Source organism: Myxococcus sp. AM009, assembly GCF_013372605.1.
Lineage (GTDB): Bacteria > Myxococcota > Myxococcia > Myxococcales > Myxococcaceae > Myxococcus > Myxococcus vastator.
This window is the reverse complement of record NZ_JABXEP010000055.1, coordinates 30,841-48,851: the sequence shown is the minus strand read 5'-3', so window position 1 is coordinate 48,851 and position 18,011 is coordinate 30,841. Positions and strand designations below refer to the sequence as shown.

Below are 18,011 nucleotides of genomic sequence, written 5' to 3'. Positions count from 1 at the left end.
CTCCTGCAGGAAGTCCACGAAGCGGCCCTCGCCCCCGAGCGCGAGCACGCCAGCGCCCTGTCCCTGCTGGGCATGCTCCAGCGCGAGGGCCGCTTCGTGGACTTCCTGCAGGAGAACGTCTCCGCCTTCTCCGACGCGGAGGTGGGCGCCGCGGCGCGCATCGTCCATGAGGGCTGTCGCAAGGTGGCCCAGACGTACCTGACGCTGGAGCGGGTGCTGCCCCAGTCGGAAGGGGACGCGGTGCCGGTGCCCGTCGGGTTCGACGCCCAGCGCATCCGCCTCACCGGCAACGTGGCGGGCCAGCCGCCCTACAACGGAGTCCTGCGTCACCACGGCTGGATGACGACGGCGGTGAAGCTGCCCACCGTCAGCCCGGCCATCGACCCGCGCGTGCTTGCTCCCGCGGAGGTCGAGCTTCCCTGAGCCGGCCACCACGGATTCACAGCGCGAACAAACCCGCGTCTTCCAGGAGTTCTCGTCCGATATGGCCCGCTATTCCATTGGCATCGACCTGGGTACCACGCACTCCGCGGTGTCCTACTTCAACCTGGAGGAGGGCAAGGCTCGCGGCGGCGCGCAGTCCATGCTGCCCGTCCCCCAGTTGACCGCGCCCGGCACCGTCGAGGCCCGCCCGCTGCTCCCCTCCTTCCTCTATCTGCCCTCCGCGCAGGAGTTCCCCGCTGGCAGCCTGGCGCTGCCGTGGAAGCCGGAGGCCAGCACCCTGCTGGGTGAGTTCGCCCGCACGCACGGCGCCAAGGTGCCCACCCGGCTGGTGTCCTCCGCCAAGAGCTGGCTGTCCCACCCCGGCGTGGACCGGCGCGCGGCGCTGCTGCCATGGCAGGCTCCAGACGAGGTGCAGCGGGTGTCGCCGCTGGACGCGTCCGCGCGCTACCTCCGCCACCTCAAGGAGGCGTGGGACCACACCTTCGCCCGCGAGCGCGAGGAGTCCGGCAACGCCCTGTCCGAGCAGGACGTCATCGTCACCGTCCCCGCCTCCTTCGACGCGGCGGCGCGCGACTTGACGCTGGAGGCCGCCAAGGCCGCGGGCATCCCCAACATCACCCTCCTGGAGGAGCCCCAGGCCGCGCTCTACGCGTGGCTGGAGGCCATGGGGGAGAACTTCCGCAGGCAGGTGCAGCCCGGCGAGGTCATCCTCGTGGTGGACGTGGGCGGCGGCACCTCCGACTTCTCCGTCATCACCGTGCGCGACAGCGCGGGTGATTTGGAGCTGCTGCGCGTGGCCGTGGGCGACCACATCCTGCTGGGCGGCGACAACATGGACCTGGCGCTGGCGCACACGCTGAACCAGCGGATGACGGCCGAGGGCAAGAAGCTGGACGCCTGGCAGTTCAACGCCCTCACCTACGGCTGCCGTCAGGCGAAGGAGGCGCTCTACGCCGACCCGTCCATGGAGCGCGCGCCCATCTCCATCCCCGGCCGGGGCTCGTCGCTCATCGGCGGCACGCTGCGCACGGAGCTGACGCGCGAGGAGCTGGAGCGCGTCCTCACCGACGGCTTCTTCCCCGTGACGCCCGTCACCGAGCTGCCGCGCACCGCGCGCCGCACGGGCCTGGCGCAGATGGCGCTGCCCTACGCCCAGGACGCCGGCGTGTCCCGGCACCTGGCGGCCTTCCTCACGCGGCAGGCGCAGGCGCTGGCGACCAGCCCGGACGCGCCGGTGGACGTCAGCGGCAAGGCCTTCCTCCACCCCACGGCGGTGCTCTTCAACGGCGGCGTCTTCAAGGCCGGCCCGCTGAAGGCGCGCGTCATGGAGGTGCTCAACGGCTGGCTCACGGCGGATGGCGGCGAGCCCGCCAAGGAGCTGGAGGGCGCGGACCTGGACCTCGCGGTGGCGCGCGGCGCCGCCTATTACGGCTGGGTGCGCCAGGGCCACGGCCTGCGCATCCGCGGCGGCACGGCCCGCGCCTACTACGTGGGCGTGGAGACGGCGATGCCCGCGGTGCCCGGCATGGAGCCGCCCGTGAAGGCGCTCTGCGTGGCCCCCTTCGGCATGGAGGAAGGCACGCAGGCGGACGTCCCGCCCCAGGAGTTCGGGCTCGTCACCGGTGAGCCCACCCGCTTCCGCTTCTTCTCCTCGTCCCTGCGGCGCGACGACAAGGTGGGCGTCATGCTGGAGGACGTCGACACCGAGCTGGCCAGCGGCGGGCTGGAGGAGCTGGCCCCCATCGAGACCACCATGCCCGGCCAGCCCTCCACCTTCAGCGACTTGACGCCCGTCAACCTCCAGGCGGCGGTGACGGAGGTGGGCACGCTGGAGCTCCGGTGCCTGGAGAAGGAAGGCCCCGGACGCTGGAAGCTGGAGCTCAACGTCCGCATGAAGGAGTAGAAAGCCATCCGTCAAATCGGAGGCGTCATGCGAATCGTTGGCATCGACCTGGGCACCACCCATTGCGCCGTGGCATCCGTGGACCCCTCGCGGGGCGCAGGTGCCCCCGTGGAGGACTTCGCCCTTCCGCAGCTCGTCCGCCAGGGCGAGGTGGCCCCGCGGGCCCTGCTGCCCTCCACTGTCTACGTGCCCGCCGGCCACGAGCTGGCGGAGGGTTCGCTCACGCTGCCCTGGGGGGATGATGGCGGTCCGTGGGTGGTGGGGGAGCTGGCGCGCTGGCAGGGCGCGCGCGTGCCGGGGCGGCTGGTGGCCAGCGCCAAGAGCTGGCTGTGCCACCCGGGCGTGGACCGCTCCGCGCCCATCCTCCCCTGGGGCGCGCCCGCGGACATCCAGAAGCTGTCCCCGGTGGACGCCAGCGCCCTGCTGCTGACGCACATGGCCCGCGCGTGGGATTACGCGCACCCGGACGCGCCCCTGTCGAAGCAGGAGGTGGTGATTACCGTCCCCGCCTCCTTCGACGAAGCGGCCCGCGCCCTCACGGTGAGCGCGGCGCGCAAGGCCGGGCTGGAGAAGTTCACCCTGCTGGAGGAGCCGCAGGCGGCCTTCTACGACTACACCGCGCGCCACCGGGCGGACCTGGAGCAGACGCTGTCCCACGTCCGGCTGGTGCTGGTGGTGGACGTGGGCGGCGGCACCACGGACTTCACGCTGGTGCACGCGGGCGTGTCACCCGAAGGCCCCATGCTGCGGCGGCTGGCCGTGGGCGACCACCTGATGCTGGGCGGCGACAACATGGACGCCGCGCTGGCGCGCCGGGTGGAGGAGAAGCTCTTCACGGACGGCCGCCGCCTGTCCGCCACGCAGTGGACGCAGGCCATCCAGGCCGCGCGCACCGCGAAGGAGGCGCTGCTCGGGCTCGCCCCGCCGGAGAAGCACGGCGTGTCGCTGGTGGGTGGCGGCAGCAAGCTGCTGGGCGGCACCCTGTCCACGGACCTGTCGCGTGACGAGGCGCAGGCGCTGGTGCTGGACGGCTTCTTCCCCCTCACCGCGCCCACCGACAGGCCGCGCCGCGCCGCGCGCATGGCGCTCCAGGAGCTGGGCCTGCCCTATGTGCAGGACGCGGCGGTGACGCGGCACCTGGCGGCCTTCCTCGCGCAGCACGCGGCGGCGGGCTTCGCGGCGCTGGGCGAGCCGGCGCCGGCGGAGGGCGCCCTGCCCCGGCCGGACGCCATCCTGCTCAACGGCGGCGTGTTCAACTCGCCCCAGCTCTCCGAGCGGCTGGTGGAGGCCCTCTCCGCGTGGTGGCCAGGCGCGCCGCGCATTCCCCTGCTGCGGCACGAGTCCCTGGAGCTCGCGGTGGCCCGAGGCGCCGCGTACTACGGCCTGGTGCGGCGCGGCCACGGCCTGCGCATTGGCGGCGGCGCGGCGCGGGCCTACTACGTGGGCCTGCAGCGCGCGGCGGACAGCGCCGAGCAGCCCGCGCTGTGCCTCATCCCCCGCGGCTTCGAGGAGGGCCAGAAGGTGGACCTGGGCGAGCGCCCCTTCTCGCTCACCCTGGGCCGGCCGGTGCAGTTCCAGCTCTACTCCACCACCAGCGACCGCATCGACAAGCCCGGAGACCTGGTGCCGCTGGTGGAGGACCTCAAGCCCCTGCCGCCCATCCACACGCTGCTCAAGGGCGCCTCCAACAAGGTGGCCGAGGTGCCCGTGCACCTCCAGGCGGCGCTGACGGAGATTGGCACGCTGGAGCTGTACTGCGTCTCCAACATCGCGGACGAGCGGTGGCGCCTGGAGTTCGAGCTGCGCGGCACCGGCGGCGCGCACGAGTTGACGGTCACCGAGTCCATGCCCGCGCGCTTCGTCGAGGCGAAGGACAACATCGAGCGCGTCTACGGCAACAAGCCGCTGCCCATTGGCCCCAAGGACGTGAAGCAGCTCGGGCGCACGCTGGAGAAGGCGCTGGGCCCTCGTGAGACGTGGCGCGTGCCGGTGCTGCGGGAGATGTGGAGCACCCTCTTCGCGGGCGCGAGCAAGCGCCGGCGCTCGGACGACCACGAGCGCGTCTTCTACAGCCTCACCGGCTTCAGCCTGCGGCCGGGCTTCGGCTACCCGCTGGACGGCTGGCGCGCGGAGCAGACCTTCGGCCTCTTCGACGCGCTGGTGCAGCACCACACCGACAAGGCGGTGTGGACGGAGTTCTGGGTGATGTGGCGCCGCATCGCGGGCGGACTGGACGAGTCGCGGCAGCAGAAGCTGTACGCGTACCTCCAGCCCCACCTGGCGCGGAAGGTGCCACCGGACGCGCCGCCGCCGGGGAAGCTCAAGGGCATCCAGCCCGAGGGCCTGGAGGAGATGGTCCGCACCGCGGCCTCGCTGGAGCACCTGCCACCGGGTGACAAGGCGGAGCTGGGCCGGTGGATTGCCGCGCGGCTGAAGGCCGAGGCGAAGTCCGGCGGCCCCTGGGCCTGGTCCCTGGGACGCCTGGGCGCGCGAGTGCCCCTCTACGGCAGCAGCCACAAGGTGGTGGACGTGGACACGGCCGAGGCCTGGCTCACGCTGCTGCTGGAGTTGGACTTGCGGAAGCTTGACGGCGCGTCCTTCGCGGCGGCGCAGCTCGCGCGGCTCACGGGAGACCGCACGCGCGACCTGGACCCGGAGCTGCGCGAGCGCACGGCCCAGGCCCTGCTGGCGGCGAAGGCCTCCGAGACGTGGGTGCGCATGGTGCGCGAAGTGGTGGCGCTGGAAGCCGCGGACGAGGCTCGCGCGCTCGGGGATACGCTCCCCGCCGGGCTGCGGCTCTCGTAGGTTTGGAAGGAATGCTCCCGCGGGAGTTGGACCAGGAAGGTCCAGCCCCCGAGGTCGGGACAGCGGGCGGTGGATCAGCCCTGCACGGCGGCGACAGGCTCGGCGGGCGCTTCACCCGCTTCGGGCCGCGCCGCGGCCGGCACCACCTGGAGCACCGGGGCCGCCTCTTCCACCGGCGCGGCGGCGGCGGCGTCCTTGCCCGCCTTGGGCTTCTTGCTGCCCGCGCCCGAGCGGCAGGTGCGGCACCAAGGCTGATTCCGGATGGCGCCATCCGCCATCTTCCGCAGGCCGAACTGCGCCAGCGGCTTCAGCGTCCTGCACTTGATGCACATCAGCGAGATGAGCACCTCTTGACCATCCGCGTCGTAGACGGCGGACTTGCGACGCTTGCGCGGCTGGCCCTGCCCCGGTTCACGCTGCTTCGCCTTGTCAGGCGCAGGCGGCGCCATCATCGGGGTCACTTTGTAGAGCATGTCGGTTCCTCCAGCTCACGGGAGTCCACCCACGCAGGCCCTGGGCCACCTCGGAGTGGACACTCGCAGGGACTAGAGTAGGACCTCCGCTTCCCGTTGGAAACTGATCCCAGGCCGAAAAATCGGCCCCCGGCGCGGTTTCAGTGTCCTTCCGCTGGGTTGAGTCCTCTCGTTCAACCCCAGCGGATCAGCCGTCGTTCGAATTTTCAGCCGGGACGCGCTCAGCGCGCCGCTGGCAGACACTTTGCTACACCCTTGTAGTGAACCCGCCCCAGCGCCGGGGCGTCCAGCGTGCCGCCTCGGGCCTTCCCGTAGGCGATGAGCGCTTCGCGCAGGTCGAGCCCGTTGACGGGGGCCATCTCGATGCGCTCCGGCGGCACGGTGCGCAGGAGGGGTTCCAGCCCGTCACCGCCCCGCGCCAGGAAGTCCGGGAGGGCCACCCGGTACAGCGTCCGGTCGTCGGACACGAGCGGCTGTCCTCCGGTGAGGGCGACTTTGGAGAACCGCCCGTGCCCCGGGCAGCGCTCCAGCGTCACCTCGAGGCCGGAGACGGCGAAGATGGAGCCCATGTCATTGCCATAGGCCAGCGACAGCAGCCGCGCCAGCTCGGGGCCCGTCAGGGAGATGACAGCCACCGTGTTGTCGAAGGGCAGCGCCTCGAACACCTGACCGAACGTGAGCGGCCCCGCGGGCAGGTTCGCGCGGACGCCGCCCGGGTTCATCAGCCCCACGTCCGCGTTGGCCGACGCACGCAGCACGTCCGCCACCAGGTTGCCCAGCAGGCCCTCCTCCGTGTAGCCGCGGGCCAGGGGCGTGGCCGCCATGAGTCCCAGTTGACGATTCTGCGCCTCCCGCGCCAGCGCCAGCGCCGGCGCCAGCAGCGGCGCCACCTGCGCGTCGGGCACCACCGGCTCGGCCATGAACGACGCGGGCTCCAGGCGCACCTGGGGCGCGTTGCGCAGGCGGCGTCCATCGCAGGTTCCCTGGGTGGCGTCCACCTTCGCGCAGAGGGGAATGGCGGCCTGGATGCGGGTGCGCTCGGGCAGGACGCGGCGGCTGGCCGGGTCCACGAACAGCTCCACCACGCCCAGGGAGCGCGCCAGCCCCGTCGTCTCGATGATGGGCACCTGGGCGAAGAAGTGGCCCATCGTCTGGTGGGTGTGCCCCGCCACGACGGCGTCGAGCGTGCCTGGAGGCAGGCGCTCCAGCATCGACAGAATCTCCGCGTCGCCCAGGTCGCAGCTCGACGTGTCGCGGGGGTTGCTCAAGTCCGCGCACTTGCCGCCCGCGTGCGCCACCGCCACCACCACCTCCGCGCCGCGCGCGCGCAGGGAGCGGGACGCCTCCAGCGCGGCGGGCGCCAGGGGCAGGAAGCGCAGGGACGTCACGTTGGCGGGGTTGGTGACCTTGGGGGTGTCCTCCGTGGAGAGCCCGATGAGGCCCACCTTCACGCCCTTCACCTCCAGCAGGGACGTGCCGTCATTGCCCGTCCAGGCGGGGGGCGCGCCGGTGGCGGCGTCGCGGAGGTTCGCCGACAACAGGGGGAAGCGCGCCTGGCCGATGCGCGCCTTGAGCGCCCCCAGCGCGTCATCCCCGGGCCGCCGCGCCATGGAGCCCGGCCCCACGGGGCCATAGTCGAACTCGTGGTTGCCAATGGCGGCCGCGTCCACCCCCAGGTGGTTGTACACGTCGATGACGACCGCCCCTTCCGTGAGGTTGGAGGGCAGCGTGCCCTGGAACATGTCGCCCGCGTCCAGCAGCACCACGCCGCCCGGGTTGTCCGCGCGCAGCCGCGCCACATAGGCCGCGAGCGTGGCGGCGCCGCCCTCCTCCACCACCTGGCCGTCCTTCAACGGCGTGCGGTGGGGCTCCACCTGCCCGTGGAAGTCGTTGATGCCCACCAGGGTGATGCGGATGGGTTCGCGGGGCGCGCCGCGAGTCCGGGCGCCAGAGCACGAGAGGGTGGCCCCGCACACCAACGCGAGGGCGATGAGTCGGAAGGAACGCATGAGGGCGCGCACTTCAGCGCGGCGCGCGCCCGCTGGCAACGCGCTTCAGTCGCGGCGGCGGCGCCCCACCCGCACCAGCGCGAGCAACGCGAACGCCGCGGTGGCCGGCACGGAGGCCGAAGCACACGAACAACCGGAGTCAGCCGGAGGCGAAACCCCCGGAGGAGGCAGCGGCCCCGGACCACCGGTGCCACCTCCGTCGCCCGAGCCGCCGTCCGTGCCCCCGTCCGTCCCCCCATCCGAGTCGGACCGCGTGTCGATTCGCAGCGCGGGGTCGAACGCCTCGGCCACCGCTGGCCAGCGCGCATACAGGAAGCGCTGAGGATTGGAGAACGCATCACTGCCCACGAAGAGCCCTTCGGGGTAGGCCGTGCCCAGCGGCGACGCGGAGACGGCGAGGGCCACCGGGTCATTCGCCCGGATGACGCCCCCATCGTCGTCCGCCAGCCGGAACGCGCCCACGAAGGTCCTCGCGCGCCGCTCGTAGACGGCGAACGCATCCGCGCCCGTGTCCGCGACCAGGAGGTACCCCTCCCCGCCGCGCGCGCGGTACAGCGCCACCCGGCCCACGTTGTTGGAGAGCCCGCCCGTGCCCTGGATGGCGAGCTGCTGCCCGGTGACGTCCGCGTCGGCGGACGCCGCGTAGCGCCACAGGCCCTGCCCCTGCTGGGTGACGAACAGGGAGTCCGACGCCTCGTCCACCGCCAGGCCCGCGATGGGCCCCGTCGTGGTGAGCGTGCGGACCAGGGTGGCCGTCACGCTCCCCGTGTCCCCGGCCAGCTCGTACTGCTGGAGCACGCCCGTGGGCGTGCCCGCGAAGACATGGAACCGGCCCGAGTCCTCGTCTTGATGGAGCGCCACGGCGGAGAACTGCGTCCCCGTCACGAAGGCGCCTGCGCCAACGCGCACCACCCGGTCCGCGCGGTCGGGGTCCACCGTGTAGGCCACCAGCCCGTTGAGGTTGATGCTGGCCGCCACCGCCAGGGTCTGCTGCACCCCGGACAGCGGGAAGTCGTCCCGCACGGCCACGGCGGACATCGGCCCATCCGGGAGCTCCGCGTCCAGTTGCTCGCCCCCCACGCCGAAGGTGACGAGGCCCGAGTTGGGGCTGTTGTAGGCGGTGAGGAACAGGCTGCTGCCGGGGGCGCCGGGGCTCACCCAGAGGGCCACGTCCTGGAGCACCCCTCCGGTGATGGACGGGTCGGGCTCGGACTGCGACGTCGGCGGCACGGCGACCTGCGCGGACACCGGAGTGCCCAGCAGCAACGCCGCCAGGGCCAGGGGGGTTGGGTTGCGCATGACCGCCTCGAGGTTGAGCGATTGGAACGCCCTAACTTGGCACGAGGTGTCAGGCTTTCAAGTGGGAAGCCTCCCGGAACGGTTGGCGACGGGTGACGGCGTCGGCTAGAAAGTGCGTCCTCCAGCCAACACAGAAGAGACCATGGCGACCAAGCGCGCACTCATCACCGGCATCACGGGGCAGGACGGCAGCTATCTCGCGGAGCTGCTCCTTTCGAAGGGCTACGAGGTGCACGGCATGGTGCGCCGCTCGTCGGAGGAGAAGTTCGAGCGCATCCAGCACCTGCACGGGAAGATTCAGCTCCACCAGGGCGACCTGCTGGACCAGTTCTCGCTCGCGGCGCTGCTGAGCCTGACGAAGCCCGATGAGGTCTACAACCTGGCGGCGCAGTCCTTCGTCCCCACCAGTTGGAACCAGCCGGTGCTCACCGGTGAGTTCACCGCGCTGGGCGTGACGAAGATGCTGGAGGCCATCCGCCACACCCGCCCGGAGGCGCGCTTCTACCAAGCGTCGTCCAGCGAGATGTTCGGCAAGGTGCTGGAGGTTCCGCAGACGGAGGACACGCCCTTCTATCCGCGCAGCCCGTACGGCGTGGCCAAGGCCTACGGCCACCACATCACCGTGAACTACCGCGAGTCGTTCAACCTGTTCGCGGTGAGCGGCATCCTCTTCAACCACGAGTCGCCGCGCCGGGGCCTGGAGTTCGTCACGCGCAAAGTCACGTACAACGTGGCGCGCATCAAGCTGGGCCTCCAGGAGAAGCTGCCCATGGGCAACCTGGACGCCAAGCGCGACTGGGGCTTCGCGGGCGACTATGTGGACGCCATGTGGCGGATGCTCCAGCAGCCGCAGGCCGAGGACTACGTGGTGGCCACCAACGAGACGCACACCGTGCGCGAGCTGGTGGAGATTGCCTTTGGCCGCGTGGGCCTGGACTGGGAGAAGCACGTCTTCATCGACCCGGCCTTCGTGCGCCCCGCGGAGGTGGACCTGCTCATCGGTGACCCGGCCAAGGCGAAGACGAAGCTGGGCTGGGAGCCCAAGGTGCGCTTCAAGGAGCTGGTGGAGATGATGGTGGACGCGGACCTGGAGCGCGTGAAGGCGGGGCAGCGGTAGATGCGCATTCTGGTAACAGGCGCGGATGGCTTCGTCGGCCGGCACTTGTGCGCCCTGCTGCGCGCCGCTGGCGACGAGGTCGTGGAGGCCCATGGGCCGCGCGGTGAGGGCATCAACAGCAACGCCCTGCACTTCGACGTGGCCAACGAGGCCTCGGTGAAGGCGGCGCTGGCCGAGGTGAAGCCCGAGGGCGTCATCCACCTGGCGGGCTTCAGCTCGGTCGCGAAGAGCCACCACAACCCGTCCCGGGTGTTCGCGGTGAACACCATGGGCGTGGTGCACCTGCTCACCGCGGTGCGCGAGAGCGTCCCGAAGGCGCGCGTGGTGCTGGTGGGCTCCGGCGAGGTGTACGGCCCGGTGCCCGAGGGCACGCGCGCCACCGAGGACACCCCGGCGGTGCCCCTGAGCCCCTACGCGGCCTCCAAGTCCGCGGCGGAGCTGGCCGCGGTGCAGTTCCACCGCAGCTACGGGCTGGAGGTCGTCATGGCGCGGCCCTTCAACCACCTGGGCGCGGGGCAGGACCCCACCTTCGTGGTGCCCTCGTTCGCGGCGCAGATTCGCGCCATTGGCCTGGGCACGGTGGACCCGGTGCTGCGCACCGGCAACCTGGAGGCGGTGCGCGACTTCTCCCACGTCCGCGACGTGGTGGAGGCCTACCGGCTGCTGCTCGACAAGGGCGAGCCGGGGCAGGCGTACAACATCGGCAGCGGCGAGGGCCGCACCATCCGCAGCCTGCTGGAGGAGATGCTGTCGCTGGCGGGCGTCGACGCGCGCATCGAGTTGGACCCCGCGCGCCTGCGGCCCTCCGACATCCCCAGCCTCGTCGGCGCCCCCGACAAGCTGAAGGCGCTGGGCTGGGCCCCGAAGCTGACCGTGACGGACGCGCTGCGCGACGTGCTCGGCCCCCGCGTGCCCGGCGCGGCGTGAGTGGAGCGGCAGCGCGCGCGTATCCCCAGGACGCGCGCGCGTCGCGAAATGACGCCATGAGTGCGGGTGCGCAAGGACTCCGCGCGCAAGTGCTCGAAACATGAAGGCGCGGGCGCCTTCCGGACAGTGGCACCGGGGTTGCTGAAGTGCCGTGGGGGGCGCCTGTCGGGGCGTCCTCGCGGCACGCCACCCACCTCCCGGAAAGTGCGCCATGTCCTCGCAGAAGTCGTGGAGCCTCCCGCGCGCCCGCGTGCGAGCGGGCGCCGGCCATGCCCGTCCCGCGCGCCACGTCGCCATCTCGGCGAGCCATGAGCTGTTCCCCTCCGAAGAAGCCGCGCTGGCGTGCATCGTCGAGAAGCGCGTCGTGGCCCACCGGCGGATGCGCGACCAGCAGCACGGCCGGACGCTCCGCGCCCCGGTGCGCATCGCCGCGACGCGAATGGAGCGCACCCTGCAAGGTGGGGTCGACGACCTCAAGTTCCTCTACCCCCTGCTCGACAACATCCCCGCCATCGCCTTCCCCATCCTCCACTTCGCCACCTGCGGCGTGCAGGTCAGCGTCTATGGGCCGCCCGAGGTCGGCCAGGTGGTGGAGGTGCTTCGCGACTACCTCGTGTCCGCGAAGGTGCTCCCGGACGCCCAGCACCTGCTCTACGTGCCGGAGGACCCAAGACACCGCTCCTTCTTCCACTCCATCCGAGGCGCTTCGGAGGCCCTGGGCGCCCAGGCGGCGGACACCCTCGTCTGGTCGGCGGGAGACATCGTGCTCGCCTACGACGTCTTCCCCTGGCTGATGGAGCCGGAGCTCGGGCCCCACGACCTCGTGCTCAACGTCGGCGCGAAGCAGCGCGTCTTCCCGGACGGGCAGCCCGAGCTGTTCCTCGGCAACTATTACGAGACGCTCATCCCTCGCGGCGGTGACGCGCGAGCGCTCGATGTGAAGGACCCGAACCTGCTCGGCTTCACGCGTGCGGGGCTGCGCGGCCTGTCCCGGCTGGATGACCTGCGCGGCGCGAAGGACTCCAGCGCCTACATGGACGTCTTCCTGCGCACCGCCTGGCGAGCCCTCGCGAGCGCCAGGGGGCGCGCCTGCCTGAGCACGCTCCACTACGGCCTCCGGCGCCAACGCGGCTCCTTGCCCCCGGGTGAGGGCCTGCGCCAGGACCACGCCAGTGACTTCGCGTCCGCGTTCTTCGGCGTCCGCGCGTGCCTCAAGGCGGACACCGTCGACCCGTTCGTCCTCAAGGACTGCGACAACCTGGAGGACCTGTTCGGCTTCTACCGGGGACTGCTCCAGGGCATCGTCGATGAGGGCGCGACGCGTGAGGAGGGCTACCACAAGCTCGCCCGCTACCATCCCCACGCGGAGCACCTGCTGGCGCTCTCCCGCCGCCTGGAGCCGCTCTGGCACGAGCTCCCCCTCTGGCGCCACTGGACCGAGCTCATCCGCGACAAGGTCGCCACCTGCAACCGCCGGCTGACGGAGGCCCTGCGCGCCGAAGGCCTGCATGACGGCACGCCGCCCGTGCCGGAGTACTTCGCCGCCGACGGCACCTTCCAGCAGGCACCAGCCCCGGGCGACGACCTCCCCGGCACACGGGCCTTCCTCCGCGACGTCTACCTGCCCCGCTTCCAGCGAGGACGCGCCACCTTCCAGGCGGCGGTCCAGGGAGGCCTGTCATGACGGCCGCGAAGACGCCTCCCCGCGAGCGCCGGTTGCCTCCCTTCCACCAGGCCCGGGTCCTGGTCGCGGGGGATGTGATGCTCGACCGCTCCTGGCATGGGGAGGCCACACGCATGTCTCCCGAGGCCCCCGTCCCCGTGGTGCTGGTGAACCGCGACGAGTCGCGCGCGGGAGGCGCGGCCAACGTGGCCGTGAATGCCGCGGCGCTGGGGGCCGCGGTCAGCCTGCTCGGCGTCACCGGAGAGGACGCGGACGCAGCCGCGCTGGACGTGCAACTCGCGGCGGCGGGCGTGCGCGCCGACCTGGTGCGGGTGCGGAGCGCGAGGACCATCACCAAGCTGCGGGTGCTGGGCGGCCAGCAGCAGCTCCTCCGGATGGACTTCGAGGACGGCCTTTCGGGTAGCTGTGACGAGCCGCTCCTGGAGCGGCTCCAACCCCAGCTCGCGCAGACGCGCGTCGTGGTGCTGTCCGACTACGGCAAGGGAACGCTGAAGGAGCCCTGGCGCTTCATCGAACGGGCCCGGGAGAAGGGCCGCCTCACGCTGGTCGCGCCGAAGGGAACGGACTTCACCCGCTACCGGGGCGCCTCCGTCCTCGTCCCCAACCGGAGTGAGTTCGAGGCCGTGGCGGGCCGCTGCGCGGACGACGCCACGCTGGCCACCCGCGGGCTCGCGATGCTGCGAGCGCTGTCCCTGGACGCCCTGCTCATCACCCGCGGGGCCGAGGGCATGACGTTGCTGCGCGAAGGACACCCGCCCCTGCACGTGCCGACGTCGGCCACGGAAGTCCGGGACGTCACGGGCGCGGGGGACACCGTCATCGCGGTGCTGGCGGCGGCGCTCGCGGTGGACGTGCCGCTGCCGGAAGCCGTGGCCCTGGCCAGCGCCGCCGCGGGCATCGTCATTGGAAAGCGAGGCACCTGCGCGCTGTCGGTGACGGAGCTCGAACGCGCGCTGTCCGGCCCGGCTGAGCCACCGCGCGGCGTCGTCACCGAGGCACGGCTCGTGGACCTGGTCCGCGAGGCCAAGGCGCGAGGCGAGCGGGTGGCGCTGACGCTCGGGTGCTTCGACATCCTCCACGCCGGTCACGTCACCTACCTGGCGCAGCTCGCGGACCTGGCGGACCGGGTCATCGTCGCCGTCAACGATGACGCCTCGGTGCGCCGGCTCAAGGGCCCCGCCCGGCCGCTCAACCCCGTGGAGCAGCGGATGCAGGTGCTCGCCGGGCTCTCGTCCGTGGACTGGGTGGTGCCCTTCACCGAGGACACGCCGGAGCGGCTGGTCTGCGGGCTCCTGCCAGATTTGCTGGTGAAGGGCGGCGACTACCGCCCCGAGCAGGTCCCCGGCCAGCGCTGTGTCCGCGAAGCGGGCGGAGAGGTGCGCATCCTCGACTTCATGGAGGGGTGCTCCACCAGCGGGCTGGTGGCGCGCATCCACGAGCGCGGCGGCGCGAAGACGGCGGCCCCCGCGTCCCAGGAGCGAGGGTGAGCGATGGCCGGCCCCGCCCCCATCGAACAGGTTCGCGCCGACGTGGCCATCCTGGGGGGTGGCATCTGCGGCCTCTGGACGCTGGCGCACCTGCGCGCCCAGGGGTACGCCGCCATCCTGTGCGAGGGCGGCAAGCTGGGCATGGGCCAGACGCTCCGCGCGCAGGGCATCATCCACGGAGGACTGAAGTACGCCCTCGACGGCGCCCTCGGCGCGGCGAGCCAGGCCCTTACCGCCATGCCCGCCCGATGGCGCGCGTCCCTCCAAGGTGAGCACGCCCCGGACCTGCGAGGCGCCCGCCTGCTGTCGCGGCACCAGTATCTGGTCGCCGGTCAGGGGTGGGGTTCACGGCTGGCGGGGCTCTTCGCCAGCAAGCTGCTCCATGGACGCGTGGCGGCGCTCGACGCGGAGCGAATCCCGGAGCCCCTCGCCGCGGCGCTCGGCCCGTCCGCGCGGCATGCCGTCTACCAGCTCGAGGAGCCGGTGGTGGACGTCCCGTCCGTGCTCGAGGCCCTGGCCCACGCGAACCACGAGGCCCTGCTGGCCATCAACCCCGAAGCCACCCGCCTGCGGTACGCCGCCGGGCACGTCGCGGGCGTGGACGTCCAGAGCCCCAGCGGGCAGCGGCTGGAGGTCCTGTGTGAGCAGGTCGTGCTGTGCGCGGGCGCCGGGAATGAGGCCCTCGGGCGGCTGATGCCCACCGGCGCGGCCCCCATGCAGCGCCGGCCCCTGCGCATGGTGATGCTCCGAGGCGCGCTGCCAGACCTCTACGCGCATTGGCTGGGAGCAGGCGCCACGCCACGCGTCACCGTCACCAGCCACCGCGACAGCGTGGGCCGCACCGTCTGGTATCTGGGCGGAGCGCTGGCCGAAGCGGGCCTGGACCGTGAGCCGCTCGCCCACGCACGCACGGCACGGGACGCGCTGGCCGCGCAGCTTCCAGGTGTGGACCTGTCCGCGTGCGCGCTGGCGGTCCTGGATGTGGAGCGCGCCGAGGGGCGGCAAGCCGCCGGGCTCCGGCCCGACGGGCCCGTGCTCCACCACTCGGATGGTGTCACGCAGCTCTGGCCCACCAAGCTGGCCTTCGCGCCGCTCGTGGCGGAGCAGGTGGCGGCCCGGCTCGCGCAGCGAGGCGTGCGCCCCGGCCACCAGCTCCTCCTCGATACGAGGCGCTGGCCACGTCCGACCGTGGGCTTGTCGCCCTGGGACGAGGTGACGGCATGGCACTGACCCGGGCCTTCGTCCTCCTGGACCGTGACGGCACGCTCATCGAGGAGCGGGACTACCTGCGCGGCCCGGACGGGTTGCGGCTGCTCCCCAACACCCTGGCCGCGCTGCGCCGGTTCCGTGCGTTGGGGCTGGGCCTGGTGCTCGTCACCAATCAATCCGGACTGGCCCGGGGCTACTTCGACCAGCAGGCCCTCGATGCGATTCATGAGCGGCTCCGGGCCTGGCTGGCACGAGACGGCCTGCACCTGGACGGCATCTACGTCTGCCCCCACCTGCCCGACGCGGGCTGCGCGTGCCGCAAGCCCAGGCCCGGGCTGGGGCTGCGGGCAGCGACGGAGCTGGGCATCGACCTGTCGCGCAGCTTCGTCATCGGGGACAAGCGCAGCGACATCGCCTGGGGCCTGCACCTGGGAGCCATGACCTTCCTGGTCCGCACGGGCCATGGCGCGGCGGAAGAGGGCGCTCCCGGCGCCCGAGCCCACCACGTCGTCGACGATTTGCTTCACGCCTCGGAGTTCGTCCAACGGCACATTCACCAGCGGGGGAGGATGTAGATGGAGACAGCGCTGAAGGCAGTAGAGGACCGTAGCGAGCCGGGCACCCGCCTCGTCCGGCAGCACGTCCAGGGCAGCATCGACACGAAGCAGCGGCTGCTGGAGCATTGCGAGCAGGACATCCAGGCGGCGGCGAACCTCCTGGCGCAGGCGCTGCAATCAGGCGGCAAGGTGCTGCTCTGTGGAAACGGCGGTAGCGCCGCGGACTGCCAGCACCTGGCGGCGGAGTTCGTCAGCGCGCTGAGCCACGACCTCGTGCGGCCGGGGCTGGCCGCCATCGCGCTGACGACGGACACCTCGCTCATCACCGCCCACGCGAACGACTTCGGCTTCAGCCACATCTTCGAACGTCAGGTCCAGGCGCTGGGGCGCCCCGGGGACGTGCTGCTCGGCATCAGCACCAGCGGCGAGTCCGAGAACGTGGTCCGGGCCTTCCGCTGCGCGCGGCTGCTGGGCATCCGCACCCTGGCGCTCACCGGAAGCGGCGGAGGCAAGCTCCTGGGGCTGAGTGACGTCTGCATCCGGGTGCCCAGCGGCAACGTGCAGCACATCCAGGAGTGTCACATCACCCTGGCCCACGTCCTGTGCATGCTGGTGGAGCGGGAATGGGCGGTCCTCGCCGAGGCCGGGACGGACTGGAGCGCTCGCCATGAGAAGTGACGCGGCGGGCCCCCACGTGGAGACGCGCACGTTGTGGCAGTTCCTGGCCGGAGACCTGCGGCCCCTCTGGACCCGGCTGCTCGAGGGCGCGGTGGGGGCGCACACCGCGCGCGCGGATGACCGGCTCGTCTACGGCGTCGTCGACGAATTGCGCGAGCGCACGTCCGCGTTCCTGGCCAGGCGATACCCCGGCCTGCCCATCAACGAAGAGGGGGTGTCCCCATGGCCGCCCCAGGGTGACTGCTGCGTGGTCGACCTGGTGGACGGCACCAACAGCCTCCTCCTGGGCGCGCCCCTCTTCGGGCTGCAGTTCGCCAGCGTGGTGGGAGGCCGTGTCGAGGAGGCCGTCATCTTCCTGCCCACCGAAGAGCGGCTGGGCGGCGGGGGCCTCCATGTCAGCAGGCGCGGCCAGGGCGCCATCGTCATCCTCCGGGGAGAGACGGCCATCCCACTGCGCGTCTCCTCCGTGGAGCAACTGGCGCGGGCCTCCATCGCCGTCGACGGGACGACGCCCACGGTGGGGCGGCTCTACCACCCGCCCCTGGTCGCCGGGGTGACGCGCATCCGGAACTTCGGCGCCTTCTGCTGGGCGGGGACGCGGCTGGCGCGCGGCCATCACCTGCCCGTCAGCATCGACGCCGTCCTGGCCATCGACAACAAGCCCTGGGACCACCTGCCCGCCGTTGGCCTCATCGAGGAGGCCGGTGGACAGGTGACGTGCTTCGACGGCGCGCCCTGGTCACTCACGCGCTGCACCGAGCTGCTCTTCTCCAACGGGCACCTGCACGCCGCCCTCCTGACGCACCTGGCGGACGCGGGCCTGGCACGGAGGGAGACGTGATGGCGGCCACGGTCACCGTGCTGTGTGGTTGGCCCCTCTCCGGCAAGAGCGAGACGGCCGCGCTGCTGGGCCCGCCCCTGGGAGCGCATGTCATCGACATCGACGTGCTCGCCCGAGCGGGCATCGGTCCGCCGGAGCCCGACTGGGAGGCCACGGAGGCGGGACGGCAGCGGAACCTGAACCGGATGACCATGGCCTATGAGCTGTTCCACCAGGCCGTGCGCATCCACCTGGAGGTCGCACGGCCCCCGCGCTCGCTCGTGGCGGTCACCACCTACTCGCGGCCTTCGAGCTGGGAGTACCTCCTGCGCGTGCTCGGGCCCCATGCGCAGGCGCGGCTCAAGGTGCTCTGGCTCCGCCCCGCGGACGACGCCCCCCAGGCCGTACAAGGACTGCTGAGTCAACGCGCCCGCGCCGGGTACTGCGGCGGCTGCACGACGCTGGAAGAGTACCTCGACGTGAAGGCGCGCTTCGTGCCTCCGCCCGTTCCCCATCAGGTCATCGAGACGTGGTTCCGCCATTCCCCCGAGGCCTGCGCCAGGCGCGCCCTCGAGTACGTCCTGGACGCCTAGGAGTCG

At 72.1% G+C, this 18,011-nt stretch carries 15 protein-coding genes; 12 read left to right on the top strand and 3 right to left on the bottom strand.

Annotated elements, in window-relative coordinates:
• The 3 genes from HV824_RS15950 to HV824_RS15940 form a co-directional block, all read left to right on the top strand.
• A partial coding sequence (locus HV824_RS15950; RefSeq protein WP_176423653.1) for a DUF2760 domain-containing protein occupies positions 1–423 on the top strand: 423 nt, incomplete at its 5' end.
• Between the two features lie 61 nt (positions 424–484).
• A complete protein-coding gene (locus HV824_RS15945; RefSeq protein ID WP_176423652.1) occupies positions 485–2,347 on the top strand; it encodes an Hsp70 family protein in 1,863 nt (620 codons plus the stop codon).
• 27 nt (positions 2,348–2,374) lie between these two features.
• A complete protein-coding gene (locus tag HV824_RS15940; RefSeq protein WP_176423651.1) occupies positions 2,375–5,152 on the top strand; it encodes an Hsp70 family protein in 2,778 nt (925 codons plus the stop codon).
• Positions 5,153–5,226: 74 nt separating this feature from the next.
• On the opposite strand, the gene HV824_RS15935 is transcribed toward HV824_RS15940, so the two are convergent.
• The 3 genes from HV824_RS15935 to HV824_RS15925 form a co-directional block, all read right to left on the bottom strand.
• Positions 5,227–5,625 (bottom strand): hypothetical protein, encoded by a 399-nt coding sequence (locus HV824_RS15935; protein WP_176419251.1) that lies wholly within the window; start codon positions 5,623–5,625, stop codon positions 5,227–5,229.
• Positions 5,626–5,846: 221 nt separating this feature from the next.
• A complete protein-coding gene (locus tag HV824_RS15930; RefSeq protein WP_176419250.1) occupies positions 5,847–7,634 on the bottom strand; it encodes a bifunctional UDP-sugar hydrolase/5'-nucleotidase in 1,788 nt (595 codons plus the stop codon).
• A 45-nt stretch (positions 7,635–7,679) separates the two neighbouring features.
• Positions 7,680–8,933: a myxosortase-dependent phytase-like phosphatase gene (locus HV824_RS15925; protein WP_176419249.1), complete on the bottom strand. Its 1,254-nt coding sequence runs from the start codon at positions 8,931–8,933 to the stop codon at positions 7,680–7,682.
• Positions 8,934–9,075: 142 nt separating this feature from the next.
• Here HV824_RS15925 and gmd point away from each other — a divergent pair, with 142 nt between their 5' ends.
• The 9 genes from gmd (at position 9,076) to HV824_RS15880 (ending at position 18,005) form a co-directional block, all read left to right on the top strand.
• Positions 9,076–10,050 carry a GDP-mannose 4,6-dehydratase gene (gene gmd, locus HV824_RS15920; RefSeq protein WP_163779986.1) on the top strand — a complete coding sequence of 325 codons (975 nt, stop codon included), beginning with the start codon at positions 9,076–9,078 and terminating at the stop codon, positions 10,048–10,050.
• A complete protein-coding gene (locus HV824_RS15915; protein WP_176419248.1) occupies positions 10,051–10,977 on the top strand; it encodes a GDP-mannose 4,6-dehydratase in 927 nt (308 codons plus the stop codon).
• 211 nt (positions 10,978–11,188) lie between these two features.
• Entirely contained in the window at positions 11,189–12,661 is a 1,473-nt protein-coding gene (locus tag HV824_RS15910; RefSeq protein ID WP_176419247.1) for a hypothetical protein, read from the top strand.
• On the top strand, positions 12,658–14,148 hold the full coding sequence (gene hldE, locus HV824_RS15905; RefSeq protein WP_176423650.1) for a bifunctional D-glycero-beta-D-manno-heptose-7-phosphate kinase/D-glycero-beta-D-manno-heptose 1-phosphate adenylyltransferase HldE: 1,491 nt from the start codon (positions 12,658–12,660) through the stop codon (positions 14,146–14,148). The genes HV824_RS15910 and hldE overlap by 4 nt, the downstream gene beginning before the upstream one ends.
• Before the next feature lie 3 nt (positions 14,149–14,151).
• Positions 14,152–15,378, top strand: coding sequence for an FAD-binding oxidoreductase (locus tag HV824_RS15900; RefSeq protein WP_176419245.1), 1,227 nt, complete (start codon positions 14,152–14,154; stop codon positions 15,376–15,378).
• Positions 15,369–15,932 carry an HAD-IIIA family hydrolase gene (locus HV824_RS15895; protein WP_176419244.1) on the top strand — a complete coding sequence of 188 codons (564 nt, stop codon included), beginning with the start codon at positions 15,369–15,371 and terminating at the stop codon, positions 15,930–15,932. Before HV824_RS15900 ends, HV824_RS15895 begins: the two co-directional genes overlap by 10 nt.
• A complete protein-coding gene (locus HV824_RS15890; RefSeq protein ID WP_176419243.1) occupies positions 15,933–16,592 on the top strand; it encodes an SIS domain-containing protein in 660 nt (219 codons plus the stop codon).
• A complete protein-coding gene (locus tag HV824_RS15885; RefSeq protein WP_176419242.1) occupies positions 16,582–17,433 on the top strand; it encodes an inositol monophosphatase family protein in 852 nt (283 codons plus the stop codon). The genes HV824_RS15890 and HV824_RS15885 overlap by 11 nt, the downstream gene beginning before the upstream one ends.
• Positions 17,430–18,005, top strand: coding sequence for a hypothetical protein (locus HV824_RS15880; RefSeq protein ID WP_176423649.1), 576 nt, complete (start codon positions 17,430–17,432; stop codon positions 18,003–18,005). The genes HV824_RS15885 and HV824_RS15880 overlap by 4 nt, the downstream gene beginning before the upstream one ends.
• The last annotated feature ends 6 nt before the right edge of the window (positions 18,006–18,011 follow it).

Excerpts from the sequence above, each read along its gene's own strand:
- HV824_RS15945 (WP_176423652.1), top strand. The coding sequence starts at position 485 with ATGGCCCGCTATTCCATTGGCATCGACCTGGGTACCACGCACTCCGCG.
- HV824_RS15940 (WP_176423651.1), top strand. The coding sequence starts at position 2,375 with ATGCGAATCGTTGGCATCGACCTGGGCACCACCCATTGCGCCGTGGCA.
- HV824_RS15935 (WP_176419251.1), bottom strand. The coding sequence starts at position 5,625 with ATGCTCTACAAAGTGACCCCGATGATGGCGCCGCCTGCGCCTGACAAG.
- HV824_RS15930 (WP_176419250.1), bottom strand. The coding sequence starts at position 7,634 with ATGCGTTCCTTCCGACTCATCGCCCTCGCGTTGGTGTGCGGGGCCACC.
- HV824_RS15925 (WP_176419249.1), bottom strand. The coding sequence starts at position 8,933 with ATGCGCAACCCAACCCCCCTGGCCCTGGCGGCGTTGCTGCTGGGCACT.
- gmd (WP_163779986.1), top strand. The coding sequence starts at position 9,076 with ATGGCGACCAAGCGCGCACTCATCACCGGCATCACGGGGCAGGACGGC.
- HV824_RS15915 (WP_176419248.1), top strand. The coding sequence starts at position 10,051 with ATGCGCATTCTGGTAACAGGCGCGGATGGCTTCGTCGGCCGGCACTTG.
- HV824_RS15910 (WP_176419247.1), top strand. The coding sequence starts at position 11,189 with ATGTCCTCGCAGAAGTCGTGGAGCCTCCCGCGCGCCCGCGTGCGAGCG.
- hldE (WP_176423650.1), top strand. The coding sequence starts at position 12,658 with ATGACGGCCGCGAAGACGCCTCCCCGCGAGCGCCGGTTGCCTCCCTTC.
- HV824_RS15900 (WP_176419245.1), top strand. The coding sequence starts at position 14,152 with ATGGCCGGCCCCGCCCCCATCGAACAGGTTCGCGCCGACGTGGCCATC.
- HV824_RS15895 (WP_176419244.1), top strand. The coding sequence starts at position 15,369 with ATGGCACTGACCCGGGCCTTCGTCCTCCTGGACCGTGACGGCACGCTC.
- HV824_RS15890 (WP_176419243.1), top strand. The coding sequence starts at position 15,933 with ATGGAGACAGCGCTGAAGGCAGTAGAGGACCGTAGCGAGCCGGGCACC.
- HV824_RS15885 (WP_176419242.1), top strand. The coding sequence starts at position 16,582 with ATGAGAAGTGACGCGGCGGGCCCCCACGTGGAGACGCGCACGTTGTGG.